At 69.9% G+C, this 15,950-nt stretch carries 11 protein-coding genes and 1 tRNA gene; 3 read left to right on the plus strand and 9 right to left on the minus strand.

From position 1 onward, the window contains the following. Positions 1-2 precede the first annotated feature (2 nt). From kdpC to kdpF, 4 genes are read right to left on the minus strand one after another with little or no spacing between them, the layout of a single operon-like run. Complete coding sequence (kdpC, locus tag ABEA39_RS13140; protein ID WP_345376358.1) at positions 3-626, minus strand: potassium-transporting ATPase subunit KdpC; 624 nt, start codon at positions 624-626, stop codon at positions 3-5. 10 nt (positions 627-636) lie between these two features. Further along, positions 637-2,799, minus strand: a complete 2,163-nt coding sequence (gene kdpB / locus ABEA39_RS13145; RefSeq protein WP_345376359.1) for a potassium-transporting ATPase subunit KdpB — start codon at positions 2,797-2,799, stop codon at positions 637-639. 3 nt (positions 2,800-2,802) lie between these two features. Beyond that, the gene (gene kdpA / locus ABEA39_RS13150) at positions 2,803-4,494 is read right to left on the minus strand and encodes a potassium-transporting ATPase subunit KdpA (RefSeq protein WP_345376360.1); all 1,692 of its coding nucleotides are present in this window, start codon (positions 4,492-4,494) and stop codon (positions 2,803-2,805) included. After that, a complete protein-coding gene (gene kdpF, locus ABEA39_RS13155) occupies positions 4,494-4,583 on the minus strand; it encodes a K(+)-transporting ATPase subunit F (RefSeq protein ID WP_345376361.1) in 90 nt (29 codons plus the stop codon). The genes kdpA and kdpF overlap by 1 nt, the downstream gene beginning before the upstream one ends. A gap of 286 nt (positions 4,584-4,869) precedes the next feature. Here kdpF and ABEA39_RS13160 point away from each other — a divergent pair, with 286 nt between their 5' ends. Beyond that, on the plus strand, positions 4,870-6,027 hold the full coding sequence (locus ABEA39_RS13160) for a VIT1/CCC1 transporter family protein (RefSeq protein ID WP_345376362.1): 1,158 nt from the start codon (positions 4,870-4,872) through the stop codon (positions 6,025-6,027). Positions 6,028-6,178: 151 nt separating this feature from the next. Here the strand turns inward: ABEA39_RS13160 and ABEA39_RS13165 are convergent, their stop codons facing one another. Further along, complete coding sequence (locus ABEA39_RS13165; RefSeq protein WP_345376363.1) at positions 6,179-7,030, minus strand: phosphatase PAP2 family protein; 852 nt, start codon at positions 7,028-7,030, stop codon at positions 6,179-6,181. Between the two features lie 127 nt (positions 7,031-7,157). Here ABEA39_RS13165 and ABEA39_RS13170 point away from each other — a divergent pair. Further along, positions 7,158-7,233 (plus strand) — tRNA-Arg (locus ABEA39_RS13170). A 245-nt stretch (positions 7,234-7,478) separates the two neighbouring features. Here ABEA39_RS13170 and ABEA39_RS13175 read toward each other — a convergent pair. The 3 genes from ABEA39_RS13175 to ABEA39_RS13185 all read right to left on the minus strand — a co-directional run bounded on the left by ABEA39_RS13175 (position 7,479) and on the right by ABEA39_RS13185 (position 12,902). Next, positions 7,479-9,251 (minus strand): glycoside hydrolase family 3 protein, encoded by a 1,773-nt coding sequence (locus tag ABEA39_RS13175; RefSeq protein WP_345376365.1) that lies wholly within the window; start codon positions 9,249-9,251, stop codon positions 7,479-7,481. A gap of 64 nt (positions 9,252-9,315) precedes the next feature. Continuing rightward, the gene (locus ABEA39_RS13180; protein WP_345376366.1) at positions 9,316-11,535 is read right to left on the minus strand and encodes a glycoside hydrolase family 3 C-terminal domain-containing protein; all 2,220 of its coding nucleotides are present in this window, start codon (positions 11,533-11,535) and stop codon (positions 9,316-9,318) included. A 50-nt stretch (positions 11,536-11,585) separates the two neighbouring features. Next, complete coding sequence (locus ABEA39_RS13185) at positions 11,586-12,902, minus strand: MFS transporter (protein ID WP_345376367.1); 1,317 nt, start codon at positions 12,900-12,902, stop codon at positions 11,586-11,588. Between the two features lie 127 nt (positions 12,903-13,029). Between ABEA39_RS13185 and ABEA39_RS13190 the strand changes: the two genes are divergently transcribed. Then, positions 13,030-13,680 (plus strand): TetR/AcrR family transcriptional regulator, encoded by a 651-nt coding sequence (locus ABEA39_RS13190; RefSeq protein WP_345376368.1) that lies wholly within the window; start codon positions 13,030-13,032, stop codon positions 13,678-13,680. Positions 13,681-13,726: 46 nt separating this feature from the next. Here ABEA39_RS13190 and ABEA39_RS13195 read toward each other — a convergent pair whose 3' ends face one another. Beyond that, a complete protein-coding gene (locus tag ABEA39_RS13195) occupies positions 13,727-15,544 on the minus strand; it encodes an FUSC family protein (RefSeq protein WP_345376369.1) in 1,818 nt (605 codons plus the stop codon). Positions 15,545-15,950: the final 406 nt, after the last annotated feature.

The raw sequence follows: 15,950 nt of genomic DNA on the forward strand, positions 1-15,950 counted from the left end.
CGCTACTCCTTCGAAAGGGATGCCAGAGCCACGTTCAGCTCGAGCACGTTCACCGTCTTCTCCCCAAGGTAACCGGCCCCGCGTCCCCCGATCATCGACTCGACCAACCTGTGGACGACTCCCTCCGACAGCCCCCGGGTGTGAGCGACTCGGGCCACCTGCTCGAGGGCGTAGGCCGGGCTGATGTCGGGGTCGAGTCCGGAGGCGGATGCGGTCAGGGCGTCGACGGGCACGGCAGACGGGGCGACGCCGTCCGAGGCCGCGATCGCCGCCCGGCGTGCCTTCACCGCGGCGATGAGGTCCTTGTTCTCGGGGCCGTAGTTGCTGGCGCTCGAGGCGGTTGCGTCGTAGCCCGCGGCCGGCCCGGATCCGGTCGCCGCCGACGGCCGCGACTGAAACCACTCCGGTCGCGCCTTGCCTGACGGGGTCGTGAACGACTGCCCGATGAGCGACGAGCCGACGACGCGACCGTCGACCTTCACGACCGACCCTTTGGCCGTGGCGGGGGAGACGAGCTGCCCCACGCCGGTGAGCAGAGCGGTGTACGCGACGCCGAGCACGACGGTGAAGACGATCATCGCGCGGAGGGCGACGCCGTACTGGCGGAAGAACGAACGCGAATTCATGGGGGAGTCCTTAGAAACTGGGGAGGAGGGAGACGACGAGGTCGATGATCTTGATGCCGATGAAGGGGGCGATGATGCCGCCGACGCCGTAGATCAGGAGGTTCCGCGACAGGATCGACGACGCGGAGGCGGCCCGGTACTTCACCCCGCGCAGCGAGAGCGGGATCAGGGCGACGATCACGAGCGCGTTGAAGACGATGGCCGAGAGGATGGCCGAGGCCGGCGAGTGCAACTGCATGACGTTGAGCAGGCCGAGCCCGGGGAAGATCCCGGCGAACATGGCCGGGATGATCGCGAAGTACTTGGCGACGTCGTTCGCGATGGAGAACGTCGTCAGGGCACCGCGGGTGATCAGCAGCTGCTTGCCGATCCGGACGATGTCGATCAGCTTGGTGGGATCGGAGTCGAGGTCGACCATGTTGCCGGCTTCCTTCGCCGCCGACGTGCCGGTGTTCATCGCCACTCCGACATCGGCCTGCGCCAGCGCCGGGGCGTCGTTCGTGCCGTCTCCGGTCATCGCGACCAGGTTGCCGCCCTCCTGCTCGCGCCGGATCAGCGCCAGCTTGTCCTCCGGCGTGGCCTCGGCCAGGAAGTCGTCGACCCCGGCCTCGGCCGCGATCGCCCGGGCGGTGAGGGGGTTGTCGCCGGTGATCATCACCGTGCGGATCCCCATCAGCCGCAGCTCGGCGAACCGCTCCGCGAGGCCCGTCTTGACGACGTCCTTCAGATACACGACTCCGAGGATGCGCGCGGCGTCCGGGCCCGAGCCGCTCGCAGCCGACCGCGTGGCGACCACGAGCGGCGTCCCACCCGCGTTCGAGATGGCGGTGACCGCGGCGTCCAGCTCGTCCCGCTCGCGGATCGTCAGAGACCGCACCTCCTCGATCCAGCCCATCACCGACGACGAGGCTCCCTTCCGGACGCTCGATCCGTCGGAGAAGTCCACGCCGCTCATGCGCGTCTGAGCCGTGAACGGGACGATGGTGCCGACGGGCGCCGACGGGATGGCGTAGCCGCGGGTGACGGCGAGATCGACGATCGACTTCCCCTCCGGGGTCGGGTCGGCCAACGACGAGGTCGCTGCCGCCTCCATGAGCGTCGCGACAGTGGCTCCGCCGATCGGTGTGAACTCGGCCGCCTGCCGATTGCCGTAGGTGATGGTGCCGGTCTTGTCGAGCAGCAGGGTCGTGACGTCGCCCGCCGCCTCGACGGCCCGGCCCGACATGGCCAGCACGTTGCGCTGCACGAGCCGGTCCATGCCGGCGATGCCGATGGCCGACAGCAGCGCGCCGATGGTGGTGGGGATGAGGCAGACCAGCAGGGCGATCAGCACCGGGATCGAGACGGCCGCGTTCGAGTGGGCCGCGATCGGGTTCAGCGTGAGAGCGACCACCACGAAGACGATCGAGAGAGCGGCGAGGAGGATGTTCAGCGCGATCTCGTTCGGAGTCTTCTGCCGGGCGGCCCCTTCCACGAGCGCGATCATCCGGTCGACGAAGGTCTCGCCCGGTTTCGACGTGATCCGCACGACGATGCGGTCCGAGAGCACCCGGGTCCCGCCGGTGACGGCACTCCGGTCGCCGCCGGACTCCCGGATGACGGGCGCGGACTCTCCGGTGATGGCCGACTCGTCGACCGAGGCGATGCCGTGCACGATGTCGCCGTCGCCGGGGACGAGCTCCCCTGCCACCACCACGACCGTGTCACCCAGGGCGAGGTCGGCGGAGGAGACGGTGCTGAGCGTCGAGTGGGCGGCGGGTGCATCCCCCGTCTCGTCGTAGTGGTCGACGCGGGTCGCGGTCGTCGAGGTGCGCGTCTTGCGGAGGCTCTCGGCCTGGGCCTTGCCTCGGCCCTCCGCCACCGACTCGGCCAGGTTCGCGAAGAGCACTGTGAGCCAGAGCCAGACGGCGATGGCCCAGGTGAAGGAGCCGGGGACGGTGGATCCGCCCGACGTCCCGGCCCCGCCCTGGAAGGGGGCGGCGATCGCGAGGACCGTCGTGTAGGCGGCCCCGATCTCGACCAGGAACATGACCGGGTTGTGGACCATGTCGCGCGGGTTCAGCTTGCGGAAGGCGCCCGGCAGGGCCTCGAGGAGTTGGGACGCGGAGAACGCGCCCTTCTTCGCCTGCTCGGGGCGGGCATCCGTCGTCTCGGGTTCCAGAAGTGTGGACATGGTCTAGCGCAGCCCTTCAGCCAGCGGCCCGAGCGCGAGCACGGGGAAGTAGGTGAGCGCCGTCACGATCACGGACACCCCGATCAGGAGGCCGACGAACTGCGGCCGGTGGGTGGGGAGGGTTCCGGCCGTGGCGGGGACCTTCTCCTGAGCGGCGAACGAGCCGGCCAAGGCGAGGACGAACACGATCGGCACGAAGCGGCCGACAAGCATCACGACTCCGAGGGCGGTGTTGAACCAGGGCGTGTTGGCGGTCAGGCCCGCGAACGCCGAGCCGTTGTTGTTGGCGGCACTGGTGAACGCGTAGAGCACTTCGGACAGGCCGTGCAGGCCGGTGTTCTCCATCGACGTGCCGACGACGCTCGTCTTGACGGCAGGGATCGCGAAGCTCAGAGCCGTGCCGGCCAGGGCCAGCGTCGACGTCACGAGGATGTAGAGCGAGGCCAGCTTGATCTCGCGCGGCCCGACCTTCTTGCCGAGGTACTCCGGGGTGCGCCCGACGAGCAGCCCGGCGATGAACACCGTGATGATCGCGAGCACGAGCATGCCGTAGAGGCCGGAACCGACCCCGCCGGGGGCGACCTCGCCGAACATCATGTTGAGCAGCGCCATCATGCCGCCGAGCGACGTGAACGAGTCGTGGGCCGAGTCCACCGCGCCGGTCGAGGTGAGGGTCGTGGCCGTGGCGAACAGGGTCGAGCCCCAGACGCCGAAGCGCTCCTCCTTGCCCTCCATCGCTCCGCCGGCGAGTCGGGTGGCCGTGCCGGCGCCGCTCGTCTCGAACAGGGTCATGGCGATCAGCGACGCCGCGAAGATGCTCGTCATGACCGCCACGATCGCGGTGCCCTGGCGAGTGTCGCCGACCATCCGCCCGAAGGTGCGGGGCAGCGAGAAGGGGATGCACAGCATCAGCACGATCTCGAAGAGGTTGGTCCACGCGGTCGGGTTCTCGAACGGATGCGCGGAGTTGGCGTTGAAGAATCCGCCTCCGTTCGTGCCCAGCATCTTGATCGCCTCCTGCGACGCCACCGGCCCGCCGGGGATGCTCGCCGTGCCGCCCGTGATCGTCGTGACCTGGGTGAAGCCGTCGAAGTTCTGGATCACGCCGCTGACGATCAGCACGATCGCGGCCACGACCGACAGGGGGAGGAGCAGTCGCAGCACGCCCCGGGTCAGGTCGACCCAGAAGTTGCCGAGGGTGCCGGTCTTGACCCGGGCGAGCCCGCGGATCAGCGCGACGGCGACGGCGATCCCGACGGCGGCCGAGACGAAGTTCTGCACGACGAGGCCGCCGAGCTGCACCGCGTAGCCCATGGTCACGTCGGGCGAGTACGACTGCCAGTTCGTGTTCGTCACGAACGACGCCGCCGTGTTGAACGAGAGGCCGGCGGGGATCGCCGGGAAGCCGAGCGAGTACGGCAGCACGGCTTGCAGGCGCTGGATCGCGTAGACGAACAGCAGGCCCATGACGGAGAAGGCGAGGACTCCGCGGAGGTAGGCGCGCCAGGTCTGCTCGCTCCCGGCGTCGACGCCGACGAGACGGTAGAAGCCGCGCTCGACCCGCAGGTGCCGCTTCGCCGTGTACACGTGGGCCATGTACTCGCCGAGCGGGCGGTGGATCGCGACGAGGATCACCGCGAGGGTGAGGATCTGCAGGATGCCGGGGAGGACGTCGGCGGCGGCGCTCGTGCTCATCAGAACCGTTCCGGTTTGACGAGGGCGTAGACGAGGTAGCCGAGCGAGGCGACGGCGAGGACCGCGGCGATCGCATCGAAGACGATCACAGCTTCTCCACCCCCTTCGCGACCAGCGCGACGACGGCGAAGGCCGCGGCTGCGACGAGCAGGTAGACGATGTCGAGCACGACGTGTCCGTTTCTTCGAGAGGGGCCGGATCCCCGCCTCCTCGGCGACGGATCCGTGTGCCCGGCGGGGCACGTTCCGATCAGACACCGACGGGGGATGCCCGATCCCGCCGTCTACGGGATCCATACGCCCGGGCCCCGAACCCTTACGGATCTCTTACGGCGGTACTCTGATCGCGTCCCCGCCCGAGGCCCCTGGAGCATGCATGACCGAGACCGTCGTCCCCCCGAAGTCGCCGCGCGACCCGTCCCCGGCCGACCTGCGGCGCTGGCGTCGGTACCTCGCGGACGAGCGCGCCGAAGGGGCCGTGTACCGCGACCTCGCCGCCCGCCGCGAGGGGGAGGAGCGCGACATCCTGCTCGCACTGGCCGAGGCCGAGGGCAGGCACGAGCAGCATTGGCGCGAGCTGCTGGGCGATCGGGTGGGGCGCCCTGCCGGGACGGACCTGCGGACGCGCATCCTCGGACTCCTGGCCCGTCGCTTCGGATCGATCTTCGTGTTGGCGCTCGTGCAGGTGGCCGAGGGGCGCTCGCCGTACGAGAACGACGCCGACGCCACGTCGGCCATGGCGGCGGACGAGCGGATCCACGGCGAGGTCGTGCGTGGGCTGGCCGAGCGGGGGCGCTCCCGCCTGTCGGGGACTTTCCGGGCCGCGGTCTTCGGGGCGAACGACGGGCTGGTCTCGAACCTCGCGTTGATCCTCGGGGTGTCGGCCAGCGGGGCGTCCCACGCGATCGTCCTGGTGACGGGCCTCTCGGGTCTGCTCGCCGGCGCGCTGTCGATGGGGGCGGGCGAGTACGTCTCCGTGTCGTCGCAGCGCGAACTGCTCGCGGCCTCGACCCCCGACCCCGAGGCGCAGACGGCGCTGCCGCACCTCGACGTCGACGCGAACGAACTCGAGCTGGTCTACCGGGCGCGCGGCATGGAGCCGGCGGCCGCCGCCCTGCACGCCCGCGAGGTGCTCGGAGCGCTCCAGGTGCGGACCGGGGCGCTGCCCACGGTCGCCGCATCGGCACTGGAGGCGCCGGGCTCGGAGGGCTCCGCCTCGGAGGGCTCCGCCTCGGGCGTCGACGAGCACGAGGCGATCGGCAGCGGTCTCGGTGCGGCACTCTCGAGTTTCTGCTTCTTCGCGTCGGGAGCGGTCATCCCCCTGATTCCCGTGTTCTTCGGCGCGACGGGTCTGACGGTCATCGTCATCGCGGCGATCCTGGTCGGGCTCGCGCTGCTCGGCACCGGCGCGGTCGTCGGCCTGCTCTCGGGGACCTCGCCCCTCCGCCGCGCCCTGCGGCAGCTCGGCATCGGGTTCGGTGCCGCGGCCGTCACGTACCTGCTCGGCCTGCTGTTCGGGGCCGCCGGCGCCTAGCCGCCCTCCGTGGGTGGGCCCCCTGCCGGTCTGCCCCGCCCCTTCTCTTCTGCCGCAAATGTCGAGCGATTTGCGTCGGCGGAGCTCCGCGCCCGCACAGGTCTGGGGCGGCGACCCCGGAATACTCGCGATGTGTAGCGGTAGGCGGGCGTCAGAAGCTGCGGTCGAGCTTCCAGGCCACCCAGCCGGTCGCGATCACGACTCCGGCCGAGAGCAGCCGCGCTCCGACGAGGACGCCCGGGCCGGTGGACATCGTGATGCTCATGTCAGCGCCGATCCCGATCGAGAAGATGGCCCCGGCGGCGCACAGGGATGCGACCATCGCCAGGCCGAGAAGCCCCGAGGTGAACGCATGAGCGCGCCGACCGACGGTGTCGCGCGGGTCGTTCGACCACACGGCAGCCCCGCTCCGTACCAGGGCGAGCCACAGCATCGAGACCGCGCAGGCCCCGCAGACGTCGCTGACCCGGTGCCAGCCGTAGGCCACCGTCTGTTCGGCGACGACCGCGGCGAAGGCCGTGCCGAGCACGATGACGAGCGGCTTCAGGTGGCGGCCGAACGCCGTGGCGAGGGCGAGGATGCCGGCCACCGCGATCGTGACGTGGCCGCTCGGGAAGCTGTTGCTGAGGGTGGACGAGGTGAGTTCCGGCCTCGGCGCCACCGCCTTGACGACCTGCGCGGTGGCGATCGCGCCCATGATCAGCACGCCCGACTGGACGGCTGCCCCCGGGCGGCGGCGCACGAACGCGATCACGACGACGACGGCCACCACGACGAGGATCGCCGGGATCGAGATGGCGTCGAGCGCGCTGCCGGAACGCAAGAGGGTGCGGCCGTCGACCGACCGCAGCACGCTGTCCTCGATCTGCTGCCCGGGACGCGTCAGGACGGCGACGACGTAGACGCCGAAGAACGCCACCACCGAGACGACACTGGTCAGGATCCACCGAGTCGGCGCCTGACGGCGGACCGTCGGAGGCGCGGAGAGGGTGGTGGCAGGCACTGCCCTATCCAATCGCAGGACTCCTGACAACCACCTCCGTCCCGGCCGATTGGCGGCGGGACCTGCGCTCGTGTAATGTTCCCTGTGGCCATTCGGCCGGTTCCTTGCACCTCAGCAGGGGAGAAATGCGCCTGTAGCTCAACGGATAGAGCATCTGACTACGGATCAGAAGGTTGGGGGTTCGAGTCCCTCCAGGCGCACCAGTGTTTATTCAAAACACACAGTGTTCATTCACGACACTAAAGAATTACGAAGAACTGGTTGAGACAGTAGTCGCTCGTAAGACAGCGATTGGAAGCCCCGCAGCTTTGGCTGCGGGGCTTCTGCTTTTGTCCGGGGCGCCTTGCTGATCGTGCCGCGAGGCCAGTAGGCCCGAGTCGGGCGTGCCGCGAGCCGGGCAGGCCCCCGAGCCTGGCGGCCCGAGGTCGCCCTTTCGAGGCCGGCTGCCTCAGCGGCGGTAGCGGAGCCCGTGGCCGAAGCGGAAGACGGGGTCCTTCGTGTCGAAGGGCACGTCCTCGCGTCCGGCCTCCACGGCCGCCATCGACCGCGGCAGGTCGAAGGGCAGCGAGCCCTGCGGCTCGTCGTCGCCGAAGAGCACAGTCAGGAGTGCGCTGTCCGCGGCACCGAAGTTCGCGACGATGGCCGGAACGAACTCGACCATCTCGGTGAGGATGGCGGGGCGGTCGAGGTAGATGTCGACGACGGTCGGGACCACGGCGGCGAGGGCGGCGATCCGGTCGAGCTCCTCCGGGGGGAACGCCAGAGAGCCCGCCCGGAAGTACGACTCGAGACCGTCGGGGCGGAAGTCGAACGGTGCCTTGAGGCGCAGAATGGCGACGTCGGCGTCTTCGGGGCGGGCGGCCGAGGTCGCGAAGCCCTCGAGGGACTCGGGGGCCACGCCCTCGGTGTACACGCGAATGCCCTTGGTGAGCGGGAGCATCGGCGCGTCCGGCGCCGTCCCGTTCGTCAGGAGGGTGAGGGATGCTCGCTGCGCAGCCAGCCCGGCGGCCCGGAACTCGTCGTTGCCGACGACGATCTCGGCACGGTCCTCGTCCGCGAAGGCGTTCTCGAACAGTCCGAGCGCGAATTTCTCCCGGAGCAGGCGGCGGACGGAGACGTCGAGGCGCGCCTCGGTGACCCTGCCGTCGGCGACCAGTCCGAGCAGCAGATCGGTGCAGTCCTCGCCGCCGAACTGGTCTGCTCCGGCGTCGAGGATCTTCAGCATCCGCTCCTCGCGCGTGAGGTGCTCGACGCCCCAGGCGCGGGCCGCCATCGGGGCCCCCATCATCTCGACGTCGGTGATCAGGCCCCAGTCGGTGCAGATGATCCCGTCGAAGGCGAAGCGTTCGCGCAGGAGGCCGGTGAGGACCGACTTGTTGAAGCCGAAGCCGACCTCTTCGTAAGGGGTGCCGACGGGCATGCCGTAGTAGGGCATCATCTGTCGGCCACCGGCGTCGATCGCGGCTTCGAACGGCTTCAGGTGGTGCTCGAACATACCGCCCGGGTAGACCTGCTCGCGACCGTACGGGAAGTGCGCGTCCTCGCCGTTCTTCTGCGGCCCGCCTCCGGGGAAGTGCTTGGTGATCGTCGACACCGACGTGGAACCGATCTCGTCGCCCTGGAATCCGCGGATGTACGCGACGGCCATGCGGGAGGTGAGTTCGGCATCCTCCCCGAACGTCCCGTTGGCACGCGACCAGCGCGGCTCGGTGGCCAGATCGATCTGCGGATGCAGGGCGACCCGGATCCCGACGGCCACGTACTCCTGCCGCGCGATGTCGCCGAAGGTGCGAGTCAGCTCGTCCGAGCCGATCGCCCCGAGCCCCAGGGGTTCCGGCCACTGCGAGAACGGGCCCGCGAGAATCGCAGTGCCCGGGTTGTCGGTGAAGGAGTGTCGAGGGTCGGTCGAGAAGGTGATCGGGATGCCGAGGGGCGAGGTGAGAGCGATCCGCTGGATCGAGTTCTGCCACGCGGCGAACTCCCGCCCCGTCGGCGTCGAACCGAGCAGGTTGAAGTGGTTCATGCGACGCTCGGTGATCATCGACGTGAGCGAGGGCAGCGTGAACTCGGTGTTGATCACGGTGGGGTCGCTGACCGACGTCATGGTGTGGAACAGGAGCCCCGCCTTGTCGGCGAGCTCGAGCCGGGAGAGGAGATCCTCTACGCGCTGCTCGATCGCGAGGGTCGCGTCCTGGTAAGGGAAGGTGCTGGCTGATGACATCGGTGCGGACTCCTTGGTTGTCGTGCGGACGCGGGCTGCTCTCACGGCGTGACCGTGATCGGAGTCAGCTCGCGTTCGCCTTGTCGAGAATGTCTTCGAGGTGGTCCCGGGTGACCTTGCCGCCGGAGAACGTGATGAGGCGTTCGAGGGGGATGCTCTGCATCATTCGATCGAGGTCCATTCCCAGCGCTTCGCTGCCCTCGTCGGAGAACGGCGTCTCGCGCATGGCAGCCTTGACCAGCGGCGCTCCGACCGGATTCGCCATGACCTCGCTCAGCGTGGACTCGATGTCCAGGGGGATCCGGAGGTGTTCGCCCTCCAGGTGCACCACGGCGTGGGTGCGGAGGTCGCGGCTCGACGACCCGACGGAGATCCCGTAGTCGCCCGGCTCCAGGACGAAGCGGTCGAGACGGATGTCCCAGTACTCGAGCTCCGAGCGCTCGATCCGCACGACGACGTCCCGGCTCTCGCCGGCCTCGAGCTCGACGCTCGCGAAGCCGCCGAGCGACCGTCGCACGCGCACCTGTTTCGAGCCCGGGACGGACACGTAGGCCTGCACGACTTCGCGGCCCGCGCGGGAGCCCGAGTTCGTGATCGTGAGGGCGGCCAGTACGTCGTCGCCCTCGACCGAGAGCGACACCGGCGAATACGCGAAGGTCGTGTACGACAGCCCGTGACCGAACGGGAAGGTCACGTCGAGATCGCGCGCGTCGTACCAGCGGTAGCCGACGAACATGCCCTCGCCGTAGCGGACGTGCTGGTATTCGCCGAGGTAGTCGAGGTAGGCCGGGGTGTCTTCGAGCCGGACGGGCGCGGTCTCGGTCAGTTTCCCGGACGGGTTGACCGCGCCGAAGAGCACGTCGGCGACGGCCGAGCCCACGGCCTGGCCGAGCAGGGCGGCGTCGAGGATGGCGGGGGCCGAGGCGACGACGGGCGCGAGCCGGAGCGCGCCCCCGTGAGAGAGGACGACGACGACCCGGGGCTGGACGGCGGCGACGGCGGCGAGGAGGGCCAGCTGACCCGCCGGCAGATCGATCTCGGTGCGGTCGATGCCCTCCGTCTGCTGGCCGGCGTCCGGGCCCAGGAAGAGGACGGCCGCGTCGGCCGCAGCCGCTGCGGCGACGGCCTCCTCGGCGAGGATCGCCTCGGAGTCGCTGCCGTCGATGGTGAAGCCGGGCGAGAACGAGACCGAGGCCCCGGGAGCCGCCTCGCGGATGGAGTCCACGGGCACGTCGAGACGGGTGGGGTTGACGTTCGAGCTGCCCCCGCCCTGGTAGCGCGGCGTGCGGGCGAATTCGCCGATGACCGCGATCGAACCGCCGGCGGCGAGCGGCAGCACGGAGCCTTCGTTGCGCAGCAGCACGATGCTCTTCCCCGCAGCCTCACGCGCCAGCTCGTGGTGAGCGTCGACGTCGACCACGACGCCGTCGCGGTGTCCGGCCCGGCCCCTCTCGGCCAGGGCGGCGACGGCCGTGGCCGCACGGTCGACGGCCGCTTGGTCGAGAGTGCCCGCTTCGACGGCTCGGACGACGTCGGCGTCGCCGGCGCCCCCGTCGTCGGGCATCTGGAGGTCGAGACCGGCGCGGACGGCCGCCACCCGGTCGACGACGGCTCCCCAGTCGCAGACGACCACGCCGTCGAAGCCCCACTCGTCACGGAGGATCTGGGTGAGGAGGAAGGGGTTCTCGGACGCCCGCACGCCGTTGACCCGGTTGTACGACGACATGACCGTCCAGGGCTTCGCCTCGGTGACGGCCCGACGGAAGCCGCGCAGGTAGATCTCGCGCAGGGGGCGCGGGTCGACGTCGGAGCTCGTCCGCATCCGGTCGGCCTCCTGGTTGTAGAGCGCGAAGTGCTTGAGGGAGGCGCCCACCCCGCGGGACTGGATGCCGCGCACCCAGGCCGACCCGAGCATCCCCGACACCAACGGGTCTTCGGAGAAGTACTCGAAGTTCCGCCCACCGAGCGGGGACCGCTTGATGTTGATGCCCGGGCCGAGCAGCACCTGCACGTCGGCCGCCTGGCACTCGTCGCCGAGGGCCCGACCCACCCGCTCGACGAGCCGGGGATCCCAGCTCTGGCCGAGACCCACCGCCGGCGGGAAGCAGGTCGCCGGGAGGCTCGCCGCGATGCCGAGGTTGTCGCCGCCGGTGGCCTGCTTCCGGACGCCGTGGGGCCCGTCGATCAGCGAGATCGAGGGGATGTCGCCCACGACCTTGGTGCTCCAGAAGTCACGGCCGGAGCCGAGGGCTGCGCGGTCGGCGAGCGAGTCGGGGAGTGTCATGCGGGAATTTCCTTCGTGGATCGAACGGGTGGGATGCAGGGCGCGGGAGGTCAGCGGACTTTCTTCACCCGGAGGACGGAGAGCGCACCGATCACGCCGAAGATCGCGCCGCCGACGAAAAGACCGGGGTAACCGAAGGCGCCGACGACGGCGGGGGCCGCGACGGGCACGAGCGACTGCGGGAGGGCCTGGGCGATGTTGACGACGCCGAGGTCCTTGCCCGAGTCGGCGGCGCTCGGGAGGACGTCGGAGATGAGGGCGAGTTCGACGGCGAGGAACGAGCCCGTGCCGGCACCGAGGATGAGTTCGCCGAGGAGGACGCCGTCGAAGCTGTGCGAGGTCGCGATGATGAGCAGGCCGATCACCGCGACGAACGCGGAGGCGATCACGAACGGCTTGCGACGGCCGACCCGGTCGGAGAGCCAGCCGAGGACGGCCGTCGTCAGGACGATGCCGATCGCGTTGGCCAGGGTCGCCTGGAAGACCAGGGACGGTGCCTTGGTGTCGGCGATGTGGAGGTCGGTGATCAAGAAGAGCGTCAGGTAGCTCGTCGCGGTGGTCTGAGCCGTGATCAGGCAGAAGCGGGTGAGCCACGCCCACCCGAGGTCGGGGAACTTCTTCGGGTTGAACACGAAGGAGCCGAACAGGGTCTTGAGGCTGAAGGTCTCGGCCGGCCGCTCGGTCCGCTTCCGGTCTTTGATGCCCGCGATCATGATGAACATGAAGACGATTCCGAAGGCGCTCGGGAGGAGGTTCTGAGCCGTGCCGATCGCGAAGAGCTGGACGATGAACGTGGCGCCGACGCTGCCGAGGTTCTGGGCGAGGCTCACGAACGAGGCCACGCGACCGCGGCGGCTGGGCCGGATCTGGTCCGGGAGCATGGCGATCAGGGCGGCGAGAGCGAAGTTGAATCCGATCTGCGTGATCGACCAGCCCACGATGATCAGGAGCACGTTCGGGGCGAACGAGATGAGCAGGATGCCGAGGTAGCCGATCAGGGCGCCCACGACGATCCAGGGCTTGCGCATCCCGAACCGGCTCATGGAGCGGTCCGACAGGCGGCCGCCGATCGGGTTGCTGACGAAGGCGAAGAACGCCCCGATGGCGAGGACGAGGCTGAGGTGGCCGGCCGAACTGGCGACGTCCATCTCGCGCAGGCGCAGGGCCAGGGTGACGAGCAGGGGCGGGAGCAGCGCGACGATCAGGCCGAGCATCGCCAACGGGACGGCGAGCATCGGGTAAAGGGGCTGACGGACGGCCGGCATGTTGGTCGTCTCCGGCATCCCGCTCAGGGGGAACCCGGGCATGTCGCCGAGCGGGGCGTCGGGATGCACGGAGGCTCCCGAGGTGGGTCGTGAATCGTCCACAGTGACTCCTTGAAGAATGCGGGCATCGGTGCCCGGAGCGAGCGGCACCGCCCGTCGTCCGCGAACCTATCAGTGAAAATCGCCGCGTGGAAGTTTTCGCGGAAATGTTTGTGGCTACTCTCGACTCATGACGACCAGCGAATCGCCCGGCACCCCTCGCGGCCCGTATGCCAAGGGGGTCCAGCGCCGCCGCGAGATCCTCGATCGAGCCCTCGGCGTGTTCGCCGAGAAGGGGTCGGAGAGCACGTCGCTCCGGGCGATCGGAGAGGCGATCGGCGTCTCCCACGGCGTGCTGACGCACTACTTCGCCTCCCGCGAGGCGCTGCTGGTCGAGGTGCTCCGCGAGCGGGACGAGCAGGCGCGCGCCGAGATGGGTGTGGCGGGCAGTGGGGGAGTGCTCGGGTCGGTGATCGACGCCGTCGAAGGGAACCGCGAGATTCCCGGGATCGTCGCGCTGCACACGATCCTCATGGGTTCCGCGGTCGAGACCGGTCACGATGCGGCGACCGAGTTCTTCACGGAGCGCTTCGCTCGGAACCGGCGGGACATCGTCGCTCAGGTGCGTTCGGTGCTCGCCGAGCAGGGGCTTCCGGAGGGCGTCGACCTCGATGCCTTCGCCTCGCTGCTCATGGCCGCCTCCGACGGACTCCAGATCCAATGGCTGCTCGACGACTCCGTCGACATCTCGGCGAGCCTCCGGCAACTGGAGCTGATCGTCGCACCGCGCGGCTCGAATCCGGCCCCTCCGACCACAGGCGATCCGGCCGTCTCGGGGTGAGGCCCCGCCTTTCTCCCGGCGGAGGGGGTGGAATTCGGGGTGTCGGTCAGGCCCTCGCGGGGTCGGACAGCTCGCGGAGGGCTTCGTCCAGACGGGCGAGCAGGTCGTGGCGATCGGTCGAGTCGTCGGGGCCGCCGGCCAGCGCGTTGACGTAGAGATCGACCTCCGTCGCCGCGAGCACGAGTCGGTCGTCGCCCACGGCGTCCCCCCGCCCGAGGGTGAACGGCGAGGTCGTCACCGTCCGGAGCTGGAAGATGCGCTGGTCGACGACGCGAGCCGCGTGCGTGGCGGACGGGCCATCGCCCGCGCCCTCGAGAGCGGTGAGGAAGTCTTGGACGGACTCGCGGAGGTGCCGGACCGCGACGGCGATCATGGCCTTGTGCGGGATGGGGAACACGACGGCCGTCACGAGAACGGCGATGGCGGCGCCCAGGGCGTTCTCCGCCAGCCGGAGGGGGATGAGCCCGATCGAGAACGCGCCCGTCAGCGCGTAGATCTGGCACAGCGCGACGACGAGCATCACGGTCCAGAGGGCGTAGCGGTGGCCGACCCAGTACATTCCGAGCGCGATGCAGACCATGATGATGGCGAGCGACACCACCGGCGAGTGATTCTGGAGCAGGAGTGCCAGGGGGATGCCGACGACGCCGCCGACGGCGGTTCCCCAGATCCGCTGCCATCCCTTGACGACGCGGTCACGGGTCGAGTTCGTGCCGCCGAAGACGACCATGACGCCGATGATGCCCCAGTAGAAGCGGCCGCCGCCGAGGAGGATCGCCAGGGGCTCGACGGCCGCCCCGGCGATGAGCGCCTGGAGGGCGGTACGAGTGATCGGGCTCAGGTGGATGCGGTGCTTCCGACCGGCCTCGTCCATGATCGTCTTGACGGTGGATCCCGCACCCACCACGCGGCCCCCGGCCACCGTGACGGCGGACCGGAACGTCTCCCGGGGGTCGCTCTCGACGAGGTCGACTCGGATCGCGCGCCACTCGTCGACGTCCTCCGCGAACCCCTCGAGGGTCGCTGCCAGGCGCTCGAGATCGGGATCGGCGACCGCGCCGTCGACTCGAAGGGTCGCCGCGGCCTCCCGCCCGGAGGCGCCGCCCGCGTCGAGGACGATCCGGATGGCCTGCGCGGCGCGTCCGGCGGCGGCGGCTCCGGCTCGTCTCTCCCGCAGAGCGCCGGCGATGCGGCCCAGTTCGAGGACGTCGAGCTCGGTGTCGAACAGGATGCGGTGCAGGCCGAGTGCGCCACGCCCCCCGAGGCCGGAGTCGAGCTTCCCGATGAGGCCGTCGGCCAGCATCGCCGCCTCCTGCACCCGCAGGACGGCGCGATCGAGACGGATCCGAGCGCGGTGGTCACGGCCGTCGGGTGATTCCAGAAGGATCGCCGCCCGGATCAGGACTTGCCGCGTGGCCGCCAGGTAGCCGCGACGAGCCCGAGCGAGCGAGCGGCGGGCGTCCGGTCGGAAGAACAGGGCTCGGAGCACGATCGTCAGCGCGAGCCCGGCGACACCGAGGAGGGCGAGTTCCGGGAACGACGTCGACGGGATCGGCAGGATCAGGCCGCTCATGAAGGCGACGATCGCGCCGATTCCCGCATCGGCGCCCCACGGGGCGATTCGAGCGCCGTAGAACTGGAAGAAGAGCAGCCCGACCATGATGACCAGCTCGACGAGTCGCAGGCCCTGCAGTTCGAGGCTGAGGAAGAGCGCGATGAGGTACGGCAGCACGAAGACGGCCGAACGACGAGCCTCGCGACCCGGCCGTTCGTCCGTCACCAGGAAGCAGCAGATGAAGGCGGGCAGGGCCCCGAGGATGGCGCCGAGAGCGGTCGGGAGTCCGAGCGGGCCGGCCAGGAGCATGCCGAGGCCGGAGGCCGCGAAGGTGCAGACGAAGATGCGGATGGCCGAGTTCGTTCGGACGAAGCCGAGATCGTGTCGGCCCAGCTCGGCGACGAGCCGGCGCCCGAAGCCGATCCGGGGCCGCGATCTCGCCGCCGGGGCCGCCGACTCGGATCGGGGGGATGCGGATGCCTGCGCGATGATGATCTCCTCGACCGGGACGGTGAACGTGTCTGAGGGGCATCACTTTACTGGTACGAAGTCCCGAAATCAGGCCGGGTCGCGACGGCACGGAAGAACGGGCGGCGTCGGCCCGCGAAGGCGCCCCGCCCGCCCTCAGCGCCCCGGCGTACGCGTCCGTTACTCTGGATGGCGACGGGGTGCAGGTTGGAAGATCTCGAACGGCAGCGCGCCCCGCGCGACGAAA

Origin of the sequence: Frondihabitans cladoniiphilus (assembly GCF_039544345.1) — a bacterium.
Lineage (GTDB): Bacteria > Actinomycetota > Actinomycetes > Actinomycetales > Microbacteriaceae > Frondihabitans > Frondihabitans cladoniiphilus.